We start from the raw sequence: 14,777 nt of genomic DNA, 5'->3' as shown, positions 1-14,777 counted from the left end.
ATGCCTTAAGTGTACCATATCCGGCTCTTGGCCGCCTTTTTCGGCAAATGAAAAGGCGGTTCCTTTTTAAAAGGAACTGCCTCTTTTCAATCTGCATAGCGTTGTTTGTACACGCGTTCTTTTTGTCTTTCCGTTGCTTTCTGGTCGGGCTTTTTAATGAATAACGCCAACAGGAAAGCAGCGAGCGCGATGTAAGTCGACACCGTAAACGAAAAGTTGATGCCTTCAAGCATGGCAGGGATGGTGGCTGCCTGTGCACTTGTGCCGGAAGCCACCAAATCTTGTGCTGCCGACTCCGTACGCGTATTCATCAAGGTCACTAGAAATGCAGAACCGATCGCGCCGGAAACTTGCTGCAAAGTATTATTGATGGCCGTTCCGTGCGGATAGGATTTCATCGGCAATTGATTGAGCCCATTGGTCATGACCGGCATCATGACCATCGAAATGCCGAACATGCGCAATGTATAGATGGCCATGATTTCATAGTAACCCGTATCCAGCGTTAGATTACTGAACAGGTAGGTGGTGATGACAACAAGAGCCAAGCCAGGCAGTGCCAGCACTTTAGCTCCGTATCGGTCAAAAATGCGTCCGGTAATCGGGGACATGACCCCCATGACGAGCGCACCCGGCAGCATCATCAAGCCGGATTGAATCGGGGAAATGCCTTTAATGGTCTGGATGTAGATCGGCATGAGGATCATGGCCGAGAACATTGCCATCGACAAGGTAACCGATATGACCGAAGACAATGCGAACATCGGGTACTTATAGACGCGCAGCTCCAATAACGGCTCTTTAAGCTTCATTTGGCGGAACACAAAGACCGTTAAGGACAAGAGGCCGATTGCTACCGTCAAGTAAACAGCTGGATTTTCCCAGCCGAGTGAGCCGGCCGAACTGAATCCGTAAAGCAACCCGCCAAACCCAAGGCTCGATAGCACAAGAGACAATGGGTCAAGTGACAGCTCGCGGTTTTGGAAGGTCAGATTTTTCAATTTGAAGATCCCGAGGAGTAACGGAATCAAGGCTACCGGCAATACGATAAAGAACAGGATTCTCCATGAGTAGGTTTGGACGATGAAGCCCGAGAGCGTCGGGCCGATTGCTGGCGCCACGACCATGACCATCCCGAAGACGCCCATCGCCTGCCCTCTTTTTTCAACCGGGAAGGCGGCCAGCATGACATTCATCAATAAAGGCATCATGAGTGCAGCGCCTGACGCCTGGACCATACGCCCGATCAACAGAATAGCAAATGTCGGCGACAATGCGGCAAGCAAAGTCCCGAGTGAGAACAGGGACATGGCGACAATGAAAATGACCCGGTTTGAATAACGCTGGATCAAATAAGCGCTCGCCGGAATCAAGATGCCGTTGACGAGCATATAGCCCGTTACAAGCCATTGCGCAGTGGCAGCGTCGACAGATAAGTCGACCATGATTTCCGGAAGGGCAATATTCAGCAGTGTTTGGTTGAAAATCGCCACAAATGCTCCGGTGAACAAAATGGCGATGATTCCATAAGGTGGTTTCGTTGTTTCTTTCATCTTTCTTTCCTCCGTCTCGCCGATTTGATTCGGCTGATTATACTCTATCGACATATTTTATACTCACGGTATAATTTTTACAAGAAAGACGGACTGAGAACGGGCAATAAGTTTGGAACATTGATTTCATCAGCTTTTGACGGTATGCTTTTTCTATACTATCAGTCCAAAAGGGGATATTATGAATCCTAAAACAGCAAATCATCAATGCCGCCCATCGTCTGTTCATCCAGAAGGGCTATAACGCTTCTTCCATACAGGACATTCTGGATGAAGCCGGCATCTCCAAAGGTACTTTCTATAATTACTTCACGTCGAAATCGGGTGCCTGATCGCTTTGATGGAATCGATCAGCGAAGATATCCGCGCACAACGCATTGCCGTTGCCTTCGGGAATCTCCATCCGACACAGACCTGTTTGCGAGGCAATTGGCGATTCGCATCCGCATGAATCATGAGAAGAATCTGTTCTCCTTGTACGAAAGCATCTTCTATTCCCAAGACGAAGAATTGAAAGCTTTCAGGAAAGCCAGTACATTGCAGAGCTCAAGTGGCTGAGCAGCCGCATTGTGGATATGTTCGGTGAAGAGGCGCGTCCTTATGCCCTGGAAAATGCCGCGATGGCCAACAGGGCGCTCCAGCAATTAATGCATGTGTGGCGGCTCGGCACCGGCCAGCAGCTGCCGCTTGATGAACTGACCGTCTATATCGTCCATCGCATGAAGCAAGCGGTCGAGACCCAATTGAAAGACGGCAAGCGATTTTATCCGAGCATCTATTGGATCAAAACAAGCAGTTGCCGACTTTAGCCGACAGTGCCAAGCAATTGCAGACGCTTGCCGCTGGCGCGGAAGATCCTGACTTGCAGCAATTGCTTGCGTTTCTCGCCGATGAACTCACGGCTGAAAAGCCGCGCAAAGCCATCGTCAATAGCGTGCTGACTTCTTTAGGCCAAAGCACAGACGATACGGAACTGCAGATTTTTGGAACAAGTATGGCGTCAAATCAAATGAAAATCCCCTCCTTGGAATTTCATCCAAGGAAGGGATTTTTATGATGGGCGCCTCCGCCCCGCTGCCGCTTGCTCAAAAGCATAAGCATATTCAATCAGCTTCGGCTCATCGAATGCCTGCCCGGCAAACGTGATACCGAACGGTTCGCCTAATTCCGTTAATCCAGACGGCACCGTGATCGAAGGGAACCCGGCAGCGGCACCGATATTGCAGCCAAAATCCTGCGGCAGAAGAAGCGCATCTGCCCCGGCTTGCCCGAGGCGCTTATTCATGCCCTGTTCAGCAGCCAAGAAACGGTTGCGTTCAAGCGCCTCGACATATTCCCTCTCCGTCAAGTTCCCGCTCATGCCATTGGCTTGCTCCAATAAATTCTGGCCAAATTTTAACATCCGCTCGGCATGCTCTTCATTATATGAAATGATGTCACTCATTGAACGGATCCGGTGGTCAGGACTTGAGCGAGCCAAATAGGCATTCAAGTCCGCCTTGAATTCATGGAGCAGCACCGCAAAGCCGAGATCTTCCTGATCGGCGCCAAGGTCGACTTCCTTGATGACGGCTCCGCATGCACGCAGCTGCTCCATGGCCTGTTCGAATGCAGCGGACTGCTCTTTTGTGATATCCGTGAACAATTGATGGTCCACGCCGAGTACAGCGCCAGACAAGCCGTCTTCTTTCAAATGCTGCTGCCAATCATAGCCCTTGAACTGTTCGGCAAACAATGTGATTTCGTCTTCCGGATCTGTTCCGATCAAAGCTGCGAATACCGCCACTGCATCTTCCACTGTGCGCGCAATCGGGCCGGCAGTGTCTTGCGTATGCGATAAAGGAATGATCCCAGTGCGGCTGATCAAACCGATCGTCGGCTTGATGCCGACAAGGCTGTTCTGTGCCGCCGGGTTAATGATCGAACCGGAAGTTTCAGTCCCGACCGCAGCCGAAGCCAAATTCGAAGCCACTCCGGCTGCCGATCCTGAACTCGACCCGCCGACATCGAAAGGGCCGTACGGGTTCTTCACTTGGCCGCCGCGCGAGCTATAGCCGTTGGTCATTTTATCGCTCATGAAATTCGCCCACTCGGTCATATTCGTTTTTCCAAGGATGATCGCCCCCGCCGCACGCAGCTTTTCCACCACTTTCGCATCGCGCAGCGCGTAATGGTCTGCCATGGCGAGTGAACCGGCACTTGTATGCATTTTATCGCCGCTGTCCATATTGTCTTTCACGAGCAGAGGGATGCCATGCAGTTTCGAACGCGGCCCTTTATGCTTGCGCTCAAAATCCAGCGCCTGGGCAACAAGCAAGGCGTCCGGATTGATCTCGAGCACGGCGTGGGTATTTTTATCGCGCAGCGAAATATTTTCTTTATACATCAGCACAAGCTCTTCCGAAGTCAGCTTGCTTGTTTCCATTTCTTTTTGCAATTGGGCAATCGTCATTTCGTCGAGCTTGTTTTTGCGGTAGTCTTCCAGTTTTTGATGGTGCATGCCTGTTCCTCCCACATGGTGCAAAATAAGCCCTTTATCCAGGACCGTATATATCTAAAAAAGCCTGAGCTCATGAGCTTAGGCTTTTATCGGTGTATTCCTTTAACAGTTCATATAAGGACAGTTCGTAAAGCTGCCTGCCGTTGATCTTGAAGACATTCTTCGAAACGAGCTCATCAATGACCATCGACCGTTTGTCTTCGAATTTCGACTCGGGTATGTGTTCCATCGTGCTTCTTCTCTCCTTGCAGATAGTGTCACTATTTCTATACCCGAAACGATAACAGCCTAAAACCTGCCAAAAGAAAAACTGCCGATAATTTTTTCGGCCGCCCCAGTTTCGACAAATTTCTGCTTAGGCTTTGCCGGGATAGCGCTCCTGCAAATAAGAAACTGCATTGCGAATCAATTCTTTCAGCACTTCCGGATCGATATCGCTGAGCTTATTGATGTAAATGCAGGATTTACCGGCCGTGCATTTTCCCAATCGCTCGAGCGCATCCGGCTCTTTGTCCGCACATCCCGTCAAATACAGGCTGATTTTCGCTTTGCGCGGGGAAAACCCGGCGAGAGGCGCGTCGCCTTCATGGCCTGTCGCGTAGCGATAATGGTAAGACCCGAAACCGATGATGCTATCGCCCCACATTTTTGCTGGATGGCCGGTCGCTTGTTCGAAAATCTCCAGCAGCCGGTAGGCATCTTCTTTTTTTGACGGCTTTTCGACCGACTCGATGAATTCAATGACACTGCCTTCGTGTTCTTTCGTTTTTTGTTCGTACATCGCTCATCCTCCTCCTGAAAGCTCTCCACTCTACTTCCATAGTTAGCGCCTGTTGTCCTGCTTTTACAAGGCGCACTAAACAACTAAGATGGCTGTCATTCATTTTCCTCTAGCTTGAAATCAAAATGCAACACATCTTCCCGCGTGCCGAGCGAGCTATAAAGTTTCACGGCAGCCGTGTCTACAGGATCCGCTTGGACAAAGACAACCCATGCGCCTAAACCTTGCGCTTCCGCCTGGACAAACTGAATCAGCCCGGTCGCGACTTTTCTCCTGCGGTATTTGCTGGCCACTGCTAAGTCATAGATGTATACTTCCTTCCGCTGCTGCTCGAATTTATCCAGTACGTATGCGACAAGCCCGCCTGCAAGTTCGCCGCCGGACAATGCCGCACAAACGAGGACATGCTCTTTTGCCAATAAAGATTGGAGATAGCCATCGGACGGCGGGTTTCCGAGATACGTTTCGTCCTCTTCAAATGCATCCGCAAACAAAACATTCAACTCCCTGAACAATTCCAGTGACTGCGCATCATCCACCAGCCGTTTAAATTGGGTTTTTGACATGATCTCCGGCTCCCTTTCTTGCTACCTAAAATGCTCCCTTGCCACTGGCTAAACTTTGTACTGGCCGCTGAAGCGTTCCGCCAATTCCTCGATTTGCTGTTCTCTTTTTTTATGGGACCAATTGATGATGGCGGTCGATTTGACCACTGCCCCTTTTGCTTCAAGCGATGTCTTCATTTTGGATATGGCCCTATTGCCGCCCATCCATTTATAGCGGAATTGCTGCGTCAAGAAACAAGATACCGGTGTTTGGCCGAGATCCGGAAGTTGTTCCGCATACTTTATAAATCCAGGACATAGCGTAAAGCCCTGTACCCATGCGCCAAAAATCAAAGCATCATATCCTTTGGTGTCCGGCAATGAATCCAATTGTACATCTGTTGGATTTTTCGCGTCTTCGTTCTCGAAATTTTGTATCCTCATTAAACGAACTTCATGGCCACCGCTTTGTAATTTTTCACGAAGCCGTTCGCCGACAAGCAAGGTATGCCCCGTCTGGGAATGCACAATAATGCCGATTTCCATACCGTTCCCTCCTTCGTTGAAGCATCCGCAATTCCTTTTCGACGCTTCATCCATCATTGCCTGACTACTTCCCTGCCACGCAACATATTCATTCCACCTAAAGTCCTCAGTTTCGTTTTCCTCTTCCATAATAAAACCCCCAATGCTGTTCAAAGAACAATCATTGGGGGTCGACTATTAAATTACATTATTTTTCATAAATCAATAATTCATTCTTATCGGAAGCCCATCAGCTTCTCGTCAGCCACGCGACACATTCGACGTGGGTCGTCTGCGGGAACATATCGACCGGCTGAACTTCCTGGGTCCGGTAGCCGCCATCTTCCAAGATGCGCAAGTCGCGTGCGAGCGTTGCTGGGTTGCAGGAGACGTAGACGATGCGCTCTGGCTTCTGTTCAAGCATCGTCTGCAACAGTGCTTCGTCGCAGCCTTTTCGCGGCGGATCGACGACAAGCACATCGGCTTGTTTGCCATCTTTGTACCAGCGCGGAATGACTTCCTCGGCTGGCCCTGCTTCGAATAAAGTATTTGTGAAGCCGTTCAAGTCGGCATTGCGTTTGGCATCTTCGATCGCTTGTGGGACGATCTCGACGCCCATGACAAATTTTGCGCGCTGTGCAAGGAATAACGAAATCGTGCCGATGCCGCAATATGCATCGATTACTGTCTCGCTTCCTGTCAGCCCCGCATAGTCAAGCGCCTGCCCGTACAGCACTTCTGTCTGTTCCGGATTGACTTGATAGAATGACCGCGCAGAGATCTCGAAGCGCACATCGCCAATGCGGTCTTCAATGATGTCTTTGCCCCATAGATTGATCGTTTCGTTTCCGAAGATGACATTGATCTTGTCTCCGTTGACGTTTTGCATGATCGATGTGACCTCAGGCAATGCGGCGCGGATCGCTTCCACGGCACGTTCTGCTTGCGGGAATTTCTGCTTCTTCGTCACCAATACGACCATCAATTCGCCCGTCACGCGCCCTTTGCGGAGCACGACGTGGCGCAGCATGCCGCGGTGCGTCTTTTCTTCATACGGCTCGATGCCCATGTCCTGCAAATTGCGCTTGAGCGACGCCATCAAAACATCCGCTTCCGGTGTTTGGATCAAGCAGATATCGGTATCCGCAATGCGATGCGACCGCGGCTGGTAGAAACCGGCTACGACGCGCCCATCTTCTTGGCCGAACGGAATCTGCGATTTATTGCGGTAGCGCCACGGATTGTCCATGCCTTTGACCGGATGGACCGGCACGTCCGGCAATTTCCCGAGCCGCGTCATGGCATCGCGCACAACTTTCTCTTTGTATTTCAATTGGCCTTCGTAGGACAAATGCTGCAGCTGGCAGCCGCCGCAAATTTCAAATACCGGGCACGGCGCGTCGATGCGGTCCGGGGAATTTTCTTCAATCGAGATGAGCTTGGCAAACCCGTAGGACTTCAAGGTTTTCAATACGTGCACTGTCACGGTCTCGCCGGGCAGTGCATCTTTGATGAACAGCGGATAGCCGTCCACTTTGGCGACGCCCGCCCCGTCATGCGTCAAGTCTTCGACATAGACCGACAGACGGTCATTTTTCGTTACTGGTTTCATTACGTTCACTCCATTTCACATTGACTTATTGTAACATATCCGCTTTTTAAGCAGTAAAAAACTGCGGCGGGAAATTCCCGCCACAGTTTTATTTTTTGTCTTTCGTTACCGGGCCATCTTTCAGTGATATCCAGAAACCGACGGCAATCGCCAGGATGATCACCAGAAACGGCGCATAGAAAATGAAAAAATCATTCATCTTTCACAGCCTCCTTAGGCATGATAATCCGATTTCCCTTTGACATCATCTTTGTCGAATAGGAACAGGCGGAATAAGAGATACAGCGATGGCAGCAATAGCCCAAGCCCTGCAATAAAGGCGATGATCAAGGCGATCGCCATCGATTCATTCGTGAAGCTATCATAAATCGTCAAATGCGGATACAACAGATATGGGTAATGCGACGCTCCGTAGGCAAAAAACGCGGTAAAGAACTGGCCGACGAGCAAGATAAACGCCAAGCCATAATTGCGCTTTTTCCAAATCAAAAATACAGTGCCAAGGAACAACAGGAACGACAGCGCGAACATCCACCACAAATCGAGCAAGCTCGCATAATGTTCCGGATTGTGCCCGCGAAGCTCGAAAATGATGCCGGTCGCCGTGACAATCGTCGGGCCTGCCCAAACCAATGCGTATTTGCGGACGAGCTGCGTCGCTTTCTCGTCTCCTGCTTTCCACGCATACCAAGTCAAGAACACAGCGGAAATATACAATACTGCGGCAATGCTCAAGACGACGATGCTCCACATCAAGGGGCTTGTAAACAGCGCCCAGTAATCAAGCGACGGCTGCCCGCCCTCAAGGCGCATAAAGCCGCCTTCTGAAATGGCCAGCACCGGCGACAGTGCCGCCGGAAGCAATAGGCCGGATAAGCCGTACATATAGATATAACCACGGTGATTGATCTTCGCGCCGTAAGTGGCGAAGGCATAATACGAACCACGCACTGCCAGCAAAATAAGCGCAATGCTTGCCGGTACGAGAAGCGTCGTGCCGTAGTAGAACGCTGTCTGCGGAAAGAACCCGATGATGCCGACAAAGAAGAAAACGAAAAAGACGTTCGTCACTTCCCATACCGGCGACAGATAGCGCTGGATGATGCCTGTCAGAATATGCTGTTTGTCGGAAAAAGCACTGTAGGCGTTAAAGAATCCGGCGCCGAAATCAATCGACGCCACGATGACGTAGAGGAACAAAAACAGCCAAAGAACGGAAATCCCGATAATTTCGAGTGTCATTATTCCTCACCGCCTTTTACAGATTCACGCTGTGCCAATTCCTTCTCGACCGGATTGCGTTTGTACATGCGTGACAAGACGACAACCGTCCCGATTCCGAGAATGACATAGAGGCCGGCGAACATCACGATCATCAAATCGACTTGCCCGCTAGTCGTTGCCCCTTCACTGGTCTTCATATAGCCGCGCAAGATCCACGGCTGTCTGCCGACTTCCGTGAACCACCAGCCGGCCTGAATCGCGAGCATCGCGAGCGGCCCGCTCAGCACGGTCAGCCAGCGGAACCATGTTCTCGTGACAATGGACCAGCCGCGCCACGCTCCGACGACGTACACGAAGGAGAAGAACGCGAGCCACATGCCGAGCGTGACCATCGTATCGAAGAGATAATGGATCCACAGCGGCGGAATTTCATCTTCCGGGAAATCATTCAAGCCGATGACTTCACCGCTTGGAACACCATGCGCCAAAATGCTTAGCGCGTATGGAATGCGGATCGCGTATTTCGGCTCTTCGCCGTCCAACACCGAACAGCACAAGTTCAGCTTCCGATCCTGTTTCAAAATGCCATTCAGCAGCCGCCAGCTTCTCTGGCTGGTATTCGGCCAAAATATTTACCTGAAAAGTCGCCGATGATGGCAGTCGCAACCGAAAAGATCAGCGCGAGCTTCATTGTCAGGAACAATGCTTTTTTGTGGTAAATATGATTCGATCCGCGCAGCAAACGGAAAGCAGCGATCGACGCCAATATGAAAGCACTCGTCATGAACGCTGTCGACAGGACGTGTGCGACTTTCGTCGGCACGGCCGGGCTGAACATCGCGAGCAATGGGCTCACATTGACCAGCTCGCCGTTCAACACATCAAAACCTTGCGGCGCATTCATGAATGAATTGACGATGGTGATAAATACAGAGGAAGCAGCCGCTCCGAGTGCGACCGGAACCAGCAATAGGAAATGTTTGCGCTGGTCTTCAAAACGGTCCCACGTATACAAATAGATCCCGAGGAAAATCGCTTCAAAGAAAAAAGCGAAGACTTCCATGAACAGCGGAAGCGCAATGACATTCCCTGCCATCTGCATAAAGTTTGGCCACAGCAAGGATAATTGCAGCCCGATTGCGGTACCGGTCACGACGCCGACCGCTACCGTGATGACGAACCCTCTCGCCCAGCGGCGTGCCAGGAGGATATAATGCTCGTCATTTTTTCTGATCCCGACCCATTGGGCAATCATGATCATGAGCGGGACCCCCACACCGATCGTCGCGTAGATGATGTGGAATGATAGGGTCATCAAGGTCAGTATCCGGCTTTGTAAAGCCACATCTTCAAATCCCAAAATTCTCGTCCCCTTTACATGGGCCAAAGCACAGCCCGTTATATGTTTTATTGTACCTTAAAGGCCCTCCCGTAGACTTCTGCGAGGCATCCGATTCCGCCCGATGTTTGAATAAGCTGTGACAAAATGAAAACATCCCCATTGAAATTTTGCTGAATTTTTAGTATTCTATAATGAACAAAAGAAAAGGATGATTCATATGGAAACAAGTAGAAAGGTATTTGCCTATATTACCAGAGGCGAAGAAAACAACCGAGAATTGCTCGTATTCGAGTACAAAGGCGAACCCGAAGTCGGATTGCAGGTCCCAGGCGGAACGATTGGTGAAGACGAATTATTGATCGATGCCTTATACCGCGAAGTGAAGGAAGAAACCGGCTTGCCTCGCGATGTGCTGGAATTTGTCGGGAAAATCCACAAATACAATTACTACCCGGCGCATAAAGACAAAGCGTACGAGCGCAACATCTTCCATTTTGAATACACTGGCGAAAAAATCGACGAATTTGAACATACCATCAAAAGCGAAGGACGCGATAACGGCCTTATCGTGCAGTATCGCTGGGAGCCGATTGAAGGCTTGCCGAAACTTGCGGCTGACCAGGACGAAGCCATCGAATTGCTGGAATACTGAGCTATCAAAAAAAAGCGATCCACTCATCCCCATTCGGGTTAAGTGGATCGCTTTTTTATTTGCGGTCTTTTTCTTTGATATACTCCAGCGGCACGAACATTTCAATATGGCGCTCCAGGTTTTCGAAAGTAGCCGGCAAAATACCGCCGAATTCGCCATCGAGGTTCAGCAATACGCGTTCATTGGAAGTCACTGAAATCTTGCTCGCTTTCACATACAGCACGTGCGGATCGGATAAATGCTCTCCGCGAAGTGCAAGCGACGCCACACGGATAAATTCCGCCATGTTCAATTCCTTCAAGATGAGCAAGGTGAATTTGCCGTCGTTGATACTGGCATCCGGCGCCAGTTTTTCAAAGCCGCCGACGGAATTGGTCAAGCCGATCAAAAACATCATTGCTTTATCGTCGAACACTTGACCATCGTATTCAATGCGGACACGGGATGAGCGAATCGAAGGAATCATCTCGATGCCTTTCAAATAATACGCCAATTGGCCAAGCACCGTCTTGAGCTTGCTCGGAACTTCATACGTCAACTCCGTCAAGCGCCCGCCTCCGGCAATATTGACGAAATAGCGGTCATCGTTCATAACCCCAATATCGACAGGGATCGATTCGCCTTTGATGATGATGTCGACAGCGCGGTTGATATCGCGTGGGATGCGCACGGCCCTTGCAAAATCATTGGTCGTGCCCATCGGAATCAAGCCCACTTTCGGGCGTACCGGGTATTTGGCGATTCCGGAAACTACTTCATTGAGCGTCCCGTCCCCGCCGACTGCCACCACCAAATCAAATTTGCGCTCGACTGCATATTCCGCCGCTTTCACTGCGTCTCCTTCACAGGTAGTCGCGTGGCAGGACGTTTCGTATCCTGCGATTTCCATCTTTTCCAATACTTCCGGGAGGTGGCGGCGGAACAATTCCCTGCCGGATGTCGGGTTATAAATTATGCGTGCTCGTTTCATCGGATTCAGCCTTTCTGGACCATTCTATAGAAACAGGACATGACAGGGCTGCAGAAAGTTCCCGCGGACGGGACATTCTGCAGCCGGCTGTCTGTATAGGGTTAAGCCAAGCTTTTCTGCAAGCTCTTGCGAATGTCTTCATACGTATCTTGCCAGAGCTCTGGATCGGACGTGAAACGGTCGGATATCTCCCCGATTACCGTTTTCCAATGCAGCTCGTATTGGTGATCTTCTTTTTCCGGCAGTTTCGCTTTCTTTTCATCGACCATCTGCTGGACTTTCGATGAACGCGGCCCCCACGAACCTTTTACTTCCCCGCTTTCGGACAAGAAAATATATTTCGGGATCGACTTTCCGCCATCCGTCAAATAACGGTCCATGAGTTCGGGATTGTCGTCGCGGTAAACGCAGCGGACTTCGAGATCCGCCGATTCCGCCAATTTCCGGAGAATCGGGTTGACCATCATCGCATCGCCGCACCAATCTTCGGTAATCGCCAAGATCTTCAATTGCCGCTGTTTCAGCATATCGATAAATTCCGGATCGTCCGGCAACTCGAATTTCTCATAGATCGTGTAGGTTTTTTCCTGATTGGATTCCATCTGCGCCATATATTTCTCCAATGAGATGGCATGCTCAAAATATTCCAGTTCCGTCATCATTCTATCACGTCTCCTTACAAAACAGTTTACCTGTTCTTTTCCCTTTGCGGCAAACTTTTAAGCAAAAAGCTGTGGAATTGTTCCAATTAACCTTACATTTCGCAGTCGGTTGATGTTTTATAATGCAGAATGTGGAGCAGCGAGTTAGACGTGAGAGCGAGATGGATAATTCATTATCCATTTTATCACGAGATAGCCGCCTCCTGCTTTGGACTGGCCTCTTGCAATAAGCCAAGAAGAACGCTTGTCTCATTGCTTCGGCTCGCCCGTGTGAGCGGTTCAGCTTTTAGATTTCATTGGATGTTACGTGCGAAGAAGCATCACTGTTGATTGTCTTCATCCGCTGGTATCGTCGCTTAGCTGGACTTGTTAGTGAGATGAATGGTCCGTTGATTATTTCATCGTGAAGTAGTCGCCTCCCGCTTTGGGCTGGCCTCTTGCAATAAGCCAAGAAGAACACTTGTCTCATTGCTTCGGCTCACCCGTGAGCGCGGTTCGGCTTTTAGATTTCATTGGGTGTTGCATGCGAGGACGCGTCTTTTTTTATTATATTCGTCCGCTGGTGAAGACGCCTAGCTAGACTCAATATTAATATTAAGGATGATTCATCTTTTCCGCGCATTTATCGAACAAATCAAAACTGTTCACATAATTTCAATGCAGAAAACATTTGAACTTCCATTCTATACCTAGAGATGGAGCGGAAAGGGGCGAATGGATGGCGAGGAGGAGCCGAGTCCATTCATTTGCGACGCATCTGCGTAGCAGATGTGGGAGCAACGCTTTTCATCTGATGTTCGAACGCAGTGACATTAGCCACCTTGGCTCAACACCCGCCCTGTACCCGGGCAGCTGAAAACGCGACTTCCTGTCGCATCAGCTGCATGACCTGCATCCTGCAGGCCTCAAGCGTCCCCTTGCAGCGGAATCTCAAGGAAAGAACATTTCGACTACCAGATTTAACTTTTGGATCGCATTCACTAAAACAAACCACAAAAAAAGGATGGCTGAGTGAGCCATCCTTTTTCTGATTAACGTTTCGCGATTTCCTCGAGGAGGATTTTGTTCAAGAGCGGCGGGTTAGCCTGCCCTTTTGTCGCTTTCATGATTTGCCCGACGAGGAAGCCGATTGCGCGGTCTTTCCCGTTCTTGTAATCTTCGATCGACTGCGGGTTGGCATCCAAAGTATTGGTGACGTACTCGAGCAATACCTTTTCGTCCGAGATCTGCACCAAGCCTTGCGCTTTGACGATCTTGTTCGGGTCGCCGCCTTTTTCGATCAATTCCTTGAAGACTTTTTTTGCAATCTTAGAAGAAATCGTGCCTTCGCCGATCAATTTGATCATGCCGGCAAGTCCTTCCGGTGTCAGTTCCGTCTCCTCAAGCTCTTTATTCTGAGCATTGAGGTAAGCGGACACTTCGCCCATGAGCCAGTTTGATGCCAGTTTCGCATCAGCGCCAGCTTTGACGGTCGCTTCGAAGAAATCGGAAATCGGCTTCTGCAAAGTCAACACCATGGCGTCATATGACGACAAGCCAAGTTCTGATACGTAGCGGGCTTTGCGGGCATCCGGAAGTTCCGGAATTTCTGCGCGCACGCGCTCGAGCCATGCGTCGTCGATGACGATATCGACCAGGTCCGGTTCCGGGAAGTAACGGTAATCATCCGAACCTTCCTTGATGCGCATCAGCAGGGTTTTGCCAGTCGATTCATCGTAGCGGCGTGTTTCCTGCTCGATGATGCCGCCTGCAAGCAATACTTGCTCTTGGCGGATCTGTTCGTGTTCTAAGCCTTTTTGACGAAGTTGAACGAGTTCAAGTTCTTCAGCTCAGTTTTCGTGCCGAATTCATCACGGCCGTATGGGCGCAAGGAGATATTGGCGTCGCAGCGAAGCGAGCCTTCCTCCATGCGCACATCGGAAACGCCTGTGTATTGGATGATCGATTTGATTTTCTCCAAATACGCATACGCTTCTTCCGGCGTGCGGATATCGGGCTCCGAGACGATTTCGATCAATGGCGTGCCTTGGCGGTTAAAGTCGACAAGGGAATGGCCGTTTCCGGTATGCGTCAGTTTACCAGCATCTTCTTCCATATGCAGGCGCGTGATGCCGATGCGTTTTCTCGCCATTCACTTCGATTTCCAGCCAGCCGTGTTCACCGATCGGCTGATCGAACTGGGAAATCTGGTAGGCTTTCGGGTTATCCGGATAGAAATAGTTTTGCGGTCGAATTTGGTGTGGCGCGTAATCTCACAGTTTAACGCAAGTGCCGCTTTCATCGCCCAATCGACTGCCGTTTTATTGACGACCGGCAATACCCCAGGGTAGCCAAGGTCGATGACGTTTGTGTTGGTATTCGGTTCAGCACCGAAATGAGCCGGGAAGGCGAGAACATTTTGGATTCCGTCT

Annotated in this window: 17 protein-coding genes and 2 pseudogenes; 4 read left to right on the top strand and 15 right to left on the bottom strand. The window is 50.1% G+C overall.

All coding sequences use genetic code 11. The features are described from left to right. Positions 1–86: 86 nt before the first annotated feature. Positions 87–1,553 carry a DHA2 family efflux MFS transporter permease subunit gene (locus CW734_RS06195; protein WP_101189878.1) on the bottom strand — a complete coding sequence of 489 codons (1,467 nt, stop codon included), beginning with the start codon at positions 1,551–1,553 and terminating at the stop codon, positions 87–89. A 185-nt stretch (positions 1,554–1,738) separates the two neighbouring features. Here CW734_RS06195 and CW734_RS19895 point away from each other — a divergent pair, with 185 nt between their 5' ends. Then, positions 1,739–1,885, top strand: a complete 147-nt coding sequence (locus CW734_RS19895; protein ID WP_442956966.1) for a TetR/AcrR family transcriptional regulator — start codon at positions 1,739–1,741, stop codon at positions 1,883–1,885. On the opposite strand, the gene CW734_RS18250 is transcribed toward CW734_RS19895, so the two are convergent. Next, positions 1,863–2,009, bottom strand: coding sequence for a hypothetical protein (locus CW734_RS18250; RefSeq protein WP_157824134.1), 147 nt, complete (start codon positions 2,007–2,009; stop codon positions 1,863–1,865). The genes CW734_RS19895 and CW734_RS18250 overlap by 23 nt on opposite strands. A gap of 113 nt (positions 2,010–2,122) precedes the next feature. On the opposite strand from CW734_RS18250, the gene CW734_RS06185 reads away from it, so the two are divergent. Both CW734_RS06185 and CW734_RS06180 read left to right on the top strand, forming a co-directional pair. Beyond that, entirely contained in the window at positions 2,123–2,362 is a 240-nt protein-coding gene (locus tag CW734_RS06185; RefSeq protein ID WP_101189877.1) for a hypothetical protein, read from the top strand. Further along, on the top strand, positions 2,332–2,610 hold the full coding sequence (locus CW734_RS06180; RefSeq protein ID WP_198551101.1) for a hypothetical protein: 279 nt from the start codon (positions 2,332–2,334) through the stop codon (positions 2,608–2,610). Before CW734_RS06185 ends, CW734_RS06180 begins: the two co-directional genes overlap by 31 nt. Here CW734_RS06180 and CW734_RS06175 read toward each other — a convergent pair. From CW734_RS06175 to CW734_RS06140, 9 genes and pseudogenes are all read right to left on the bottom strand, one after another. After that, positions 2,605–4,053 (bottom strand): amidase family protein, encoded by a 1,449-nt coding sequence (locus CW734_RS06175; protein WP_101189875.1) that lies wholly within the window; start codon positions 4,051–4,053, stop codon positions 2,605–2,607. The two genes, CW734_RS06180 and CW734_RS06175, sit on opposite strands and share 6 nt — an antisense overlap. Positions 4,054–4,123: 70 nt before the next feature. After that, complete coding sequence (fbpA, locus tag CW734_RS06170; RefSeq protein ID WP_083509116.1) at positions 4,124–4,282, bottom strand: Fur-regulated basic protein FbpA; 159 nt, start codon at positions 4,280–4,282, stop codon at positions 4,124–4,126. A 126-nt stretch (positions 4,283–4,408) separates the two neighbouring features. Further along, positions 4,409–4,834 (bottom strand): DUF1801 domain-containing protein, encoded by a 426-nt coding sequence (locus CW734_RS06165; protein ID WP_101189874.1) that lies wholly within the window; start codon positions 4,832–4,834, stop codon positions 4,409–4,411. 95 nt (positions 4,835–4,929) lie between these two features. Further along, a complete protein-coding gene (locus CW734_RS06160) occupies positions 4,930–5,400 on the bottom strand; it encodes a GNAT family N-acetyltransferase (protein WP_101189873.1) in 471 nt (156 codons plus the stop codon). 48 nt (positions 5,401–5,448) lie between these two features. Next, entirely contained in the window at positions 5,449–5,925 is a 477-nt protein-coding gene (locus CW734_RS06155) for a flavodoxin family protein (RefSeq protein WP_101189872.1), read from the bottom strand. 229 nt (positions 5,926–6,154) lie between these two features. Next, complete coding sequence (gene rlmD, locus CW734_RS06150) at positions 6,155–7,516, bottom strand: 23S rRNA (uracil(1939)-C(5))-methyltransferase RlmD (protein WP_101189871.1); 1,362 nt, start codon at positions 7,514–7,516, stop codon at positions 6,155–6,157. Between the two features lie 88 nt (positions 7,517–7,604). After that, positions 7,605–7,715, bottom strand: coding sequence for a cytochrome bd oxidase small subunit CydS family protein (gene cydS, locus CW734_RS19890; RefSeq protein WP_374703198.1), 111 nt, complete (start codon positions 7,713–7,715; stop codon positions 7,605–7,607). 14 nt (positions 7,716–7,729) lie between these two features. Next, positions 7,730–8,758 carry a cytochrome d ubiquinol oxidase subunit II gene (locus CW734_RS06145; protein ID WP_101189870.1) on the bottom strand — a complete coding sequence of 343 codons (1,029 nt, stop codon included), beginning with the start codon at positions 8,756–8,758 and terminating at the stop codon, positions 7,730–7,732. Then, positions 8,758–10,055, bottom strand: a pseudogene (locus CW734_RS06140) (cytochrome ubiquinol oxidase subunit I). The gene CW734_RS06145 and the pseudogene CW734_RS06140 overlap by 1 nt, the downstream one beginning before the upstream one ends. Before the next feature lie 244 nt (positions 10,056–10,299). Between CW734_RS06140 and CW734_RS06135 the strand changes: the two are divergent. Then, positions 10,300–10,734 carry an NUDIX hydrolase gene (locus CW734_RS06135; RefSeq protein ID WP_101189869.1) on the top strand — a complete coding sequence of 145 codons (435 nt, stop codon included), beginning with the start codon at positions 10,300–10,302 and terminating at the stop codon, positions 10,732–10,734. 55 nt (positions 10,735–10,789) lie between these two features. Here the strand turns inward: CW734_RS06135 and CW734_RS06130 are convergent, their stop codons facing one another. From CW734_RS06130 to gatB, 4 genes and pseudogenes are all read right to left on the bottom strand, one after another. Continuing rightward, the gene (locus CW734_RS06130; RefSeq protein WP_058381391.1) at positions 10,790–11,704 is read right to left on the bottom strand and encodes a diacylglycerol kinase; all 915 of its coding nucleotides are present in this window, start codon (positions 11,702–11,704) and stop codon (positions 10,790–10,792) included. A 101-nt stretch (positions 11,705–11,805) separates the two neighbouring features. Next, on the bottom strand, positions 11,806–12,366 hold the full coding sequence (locus CW734_RS06125; protein WP_101189868.1) for a thioredoxin family protein: 561 nt from the start codon (positions 12,364–12,366) through the stop codon (positions 11,806–11,808). A gap of 1,031 nt (positions 12,367–13,397) precedes the next feature. Continuing rightward, the gene (locus CW734_RS19600; protein WP_232787248.1) at positions 13,398–13,793 is read right to left on the bottom strand and encodes an Asp-tRNA(Asn)/Glu-tRNA(Gln) amidotransferase subunit GatB; all 396 of its coding nucleotides are present in this window, start codon (positions 13,791–13,793) and stop codon (positions 13,398–13,400) included. 234 nt (positions 13,794–14,027) lie between these two features. After that, positions 14,028–14,763 (bottom strand): annotated as a pseudogene (gatB, locus tag CW734_RS19595) (Asp-tRNA(Asn)/Glu-tRNA(Gln) amidotransferase subunit GatB); the annotation flags it as partial. Positions 14,764–14,777: the final 14 nt, after the last annotated feature.

Source organism: Planococcus sp. MB-3u-03 (genome assembly GCF_002833405.1).
Taxonomy (GTDB): Bacteria; Bacillota; Bacilli; order Bacillales_A; family Planococcaceae; genus Planococcus.
This window is presented reverse-complemented; position numbering and strand designations above follow the sequence as displayed.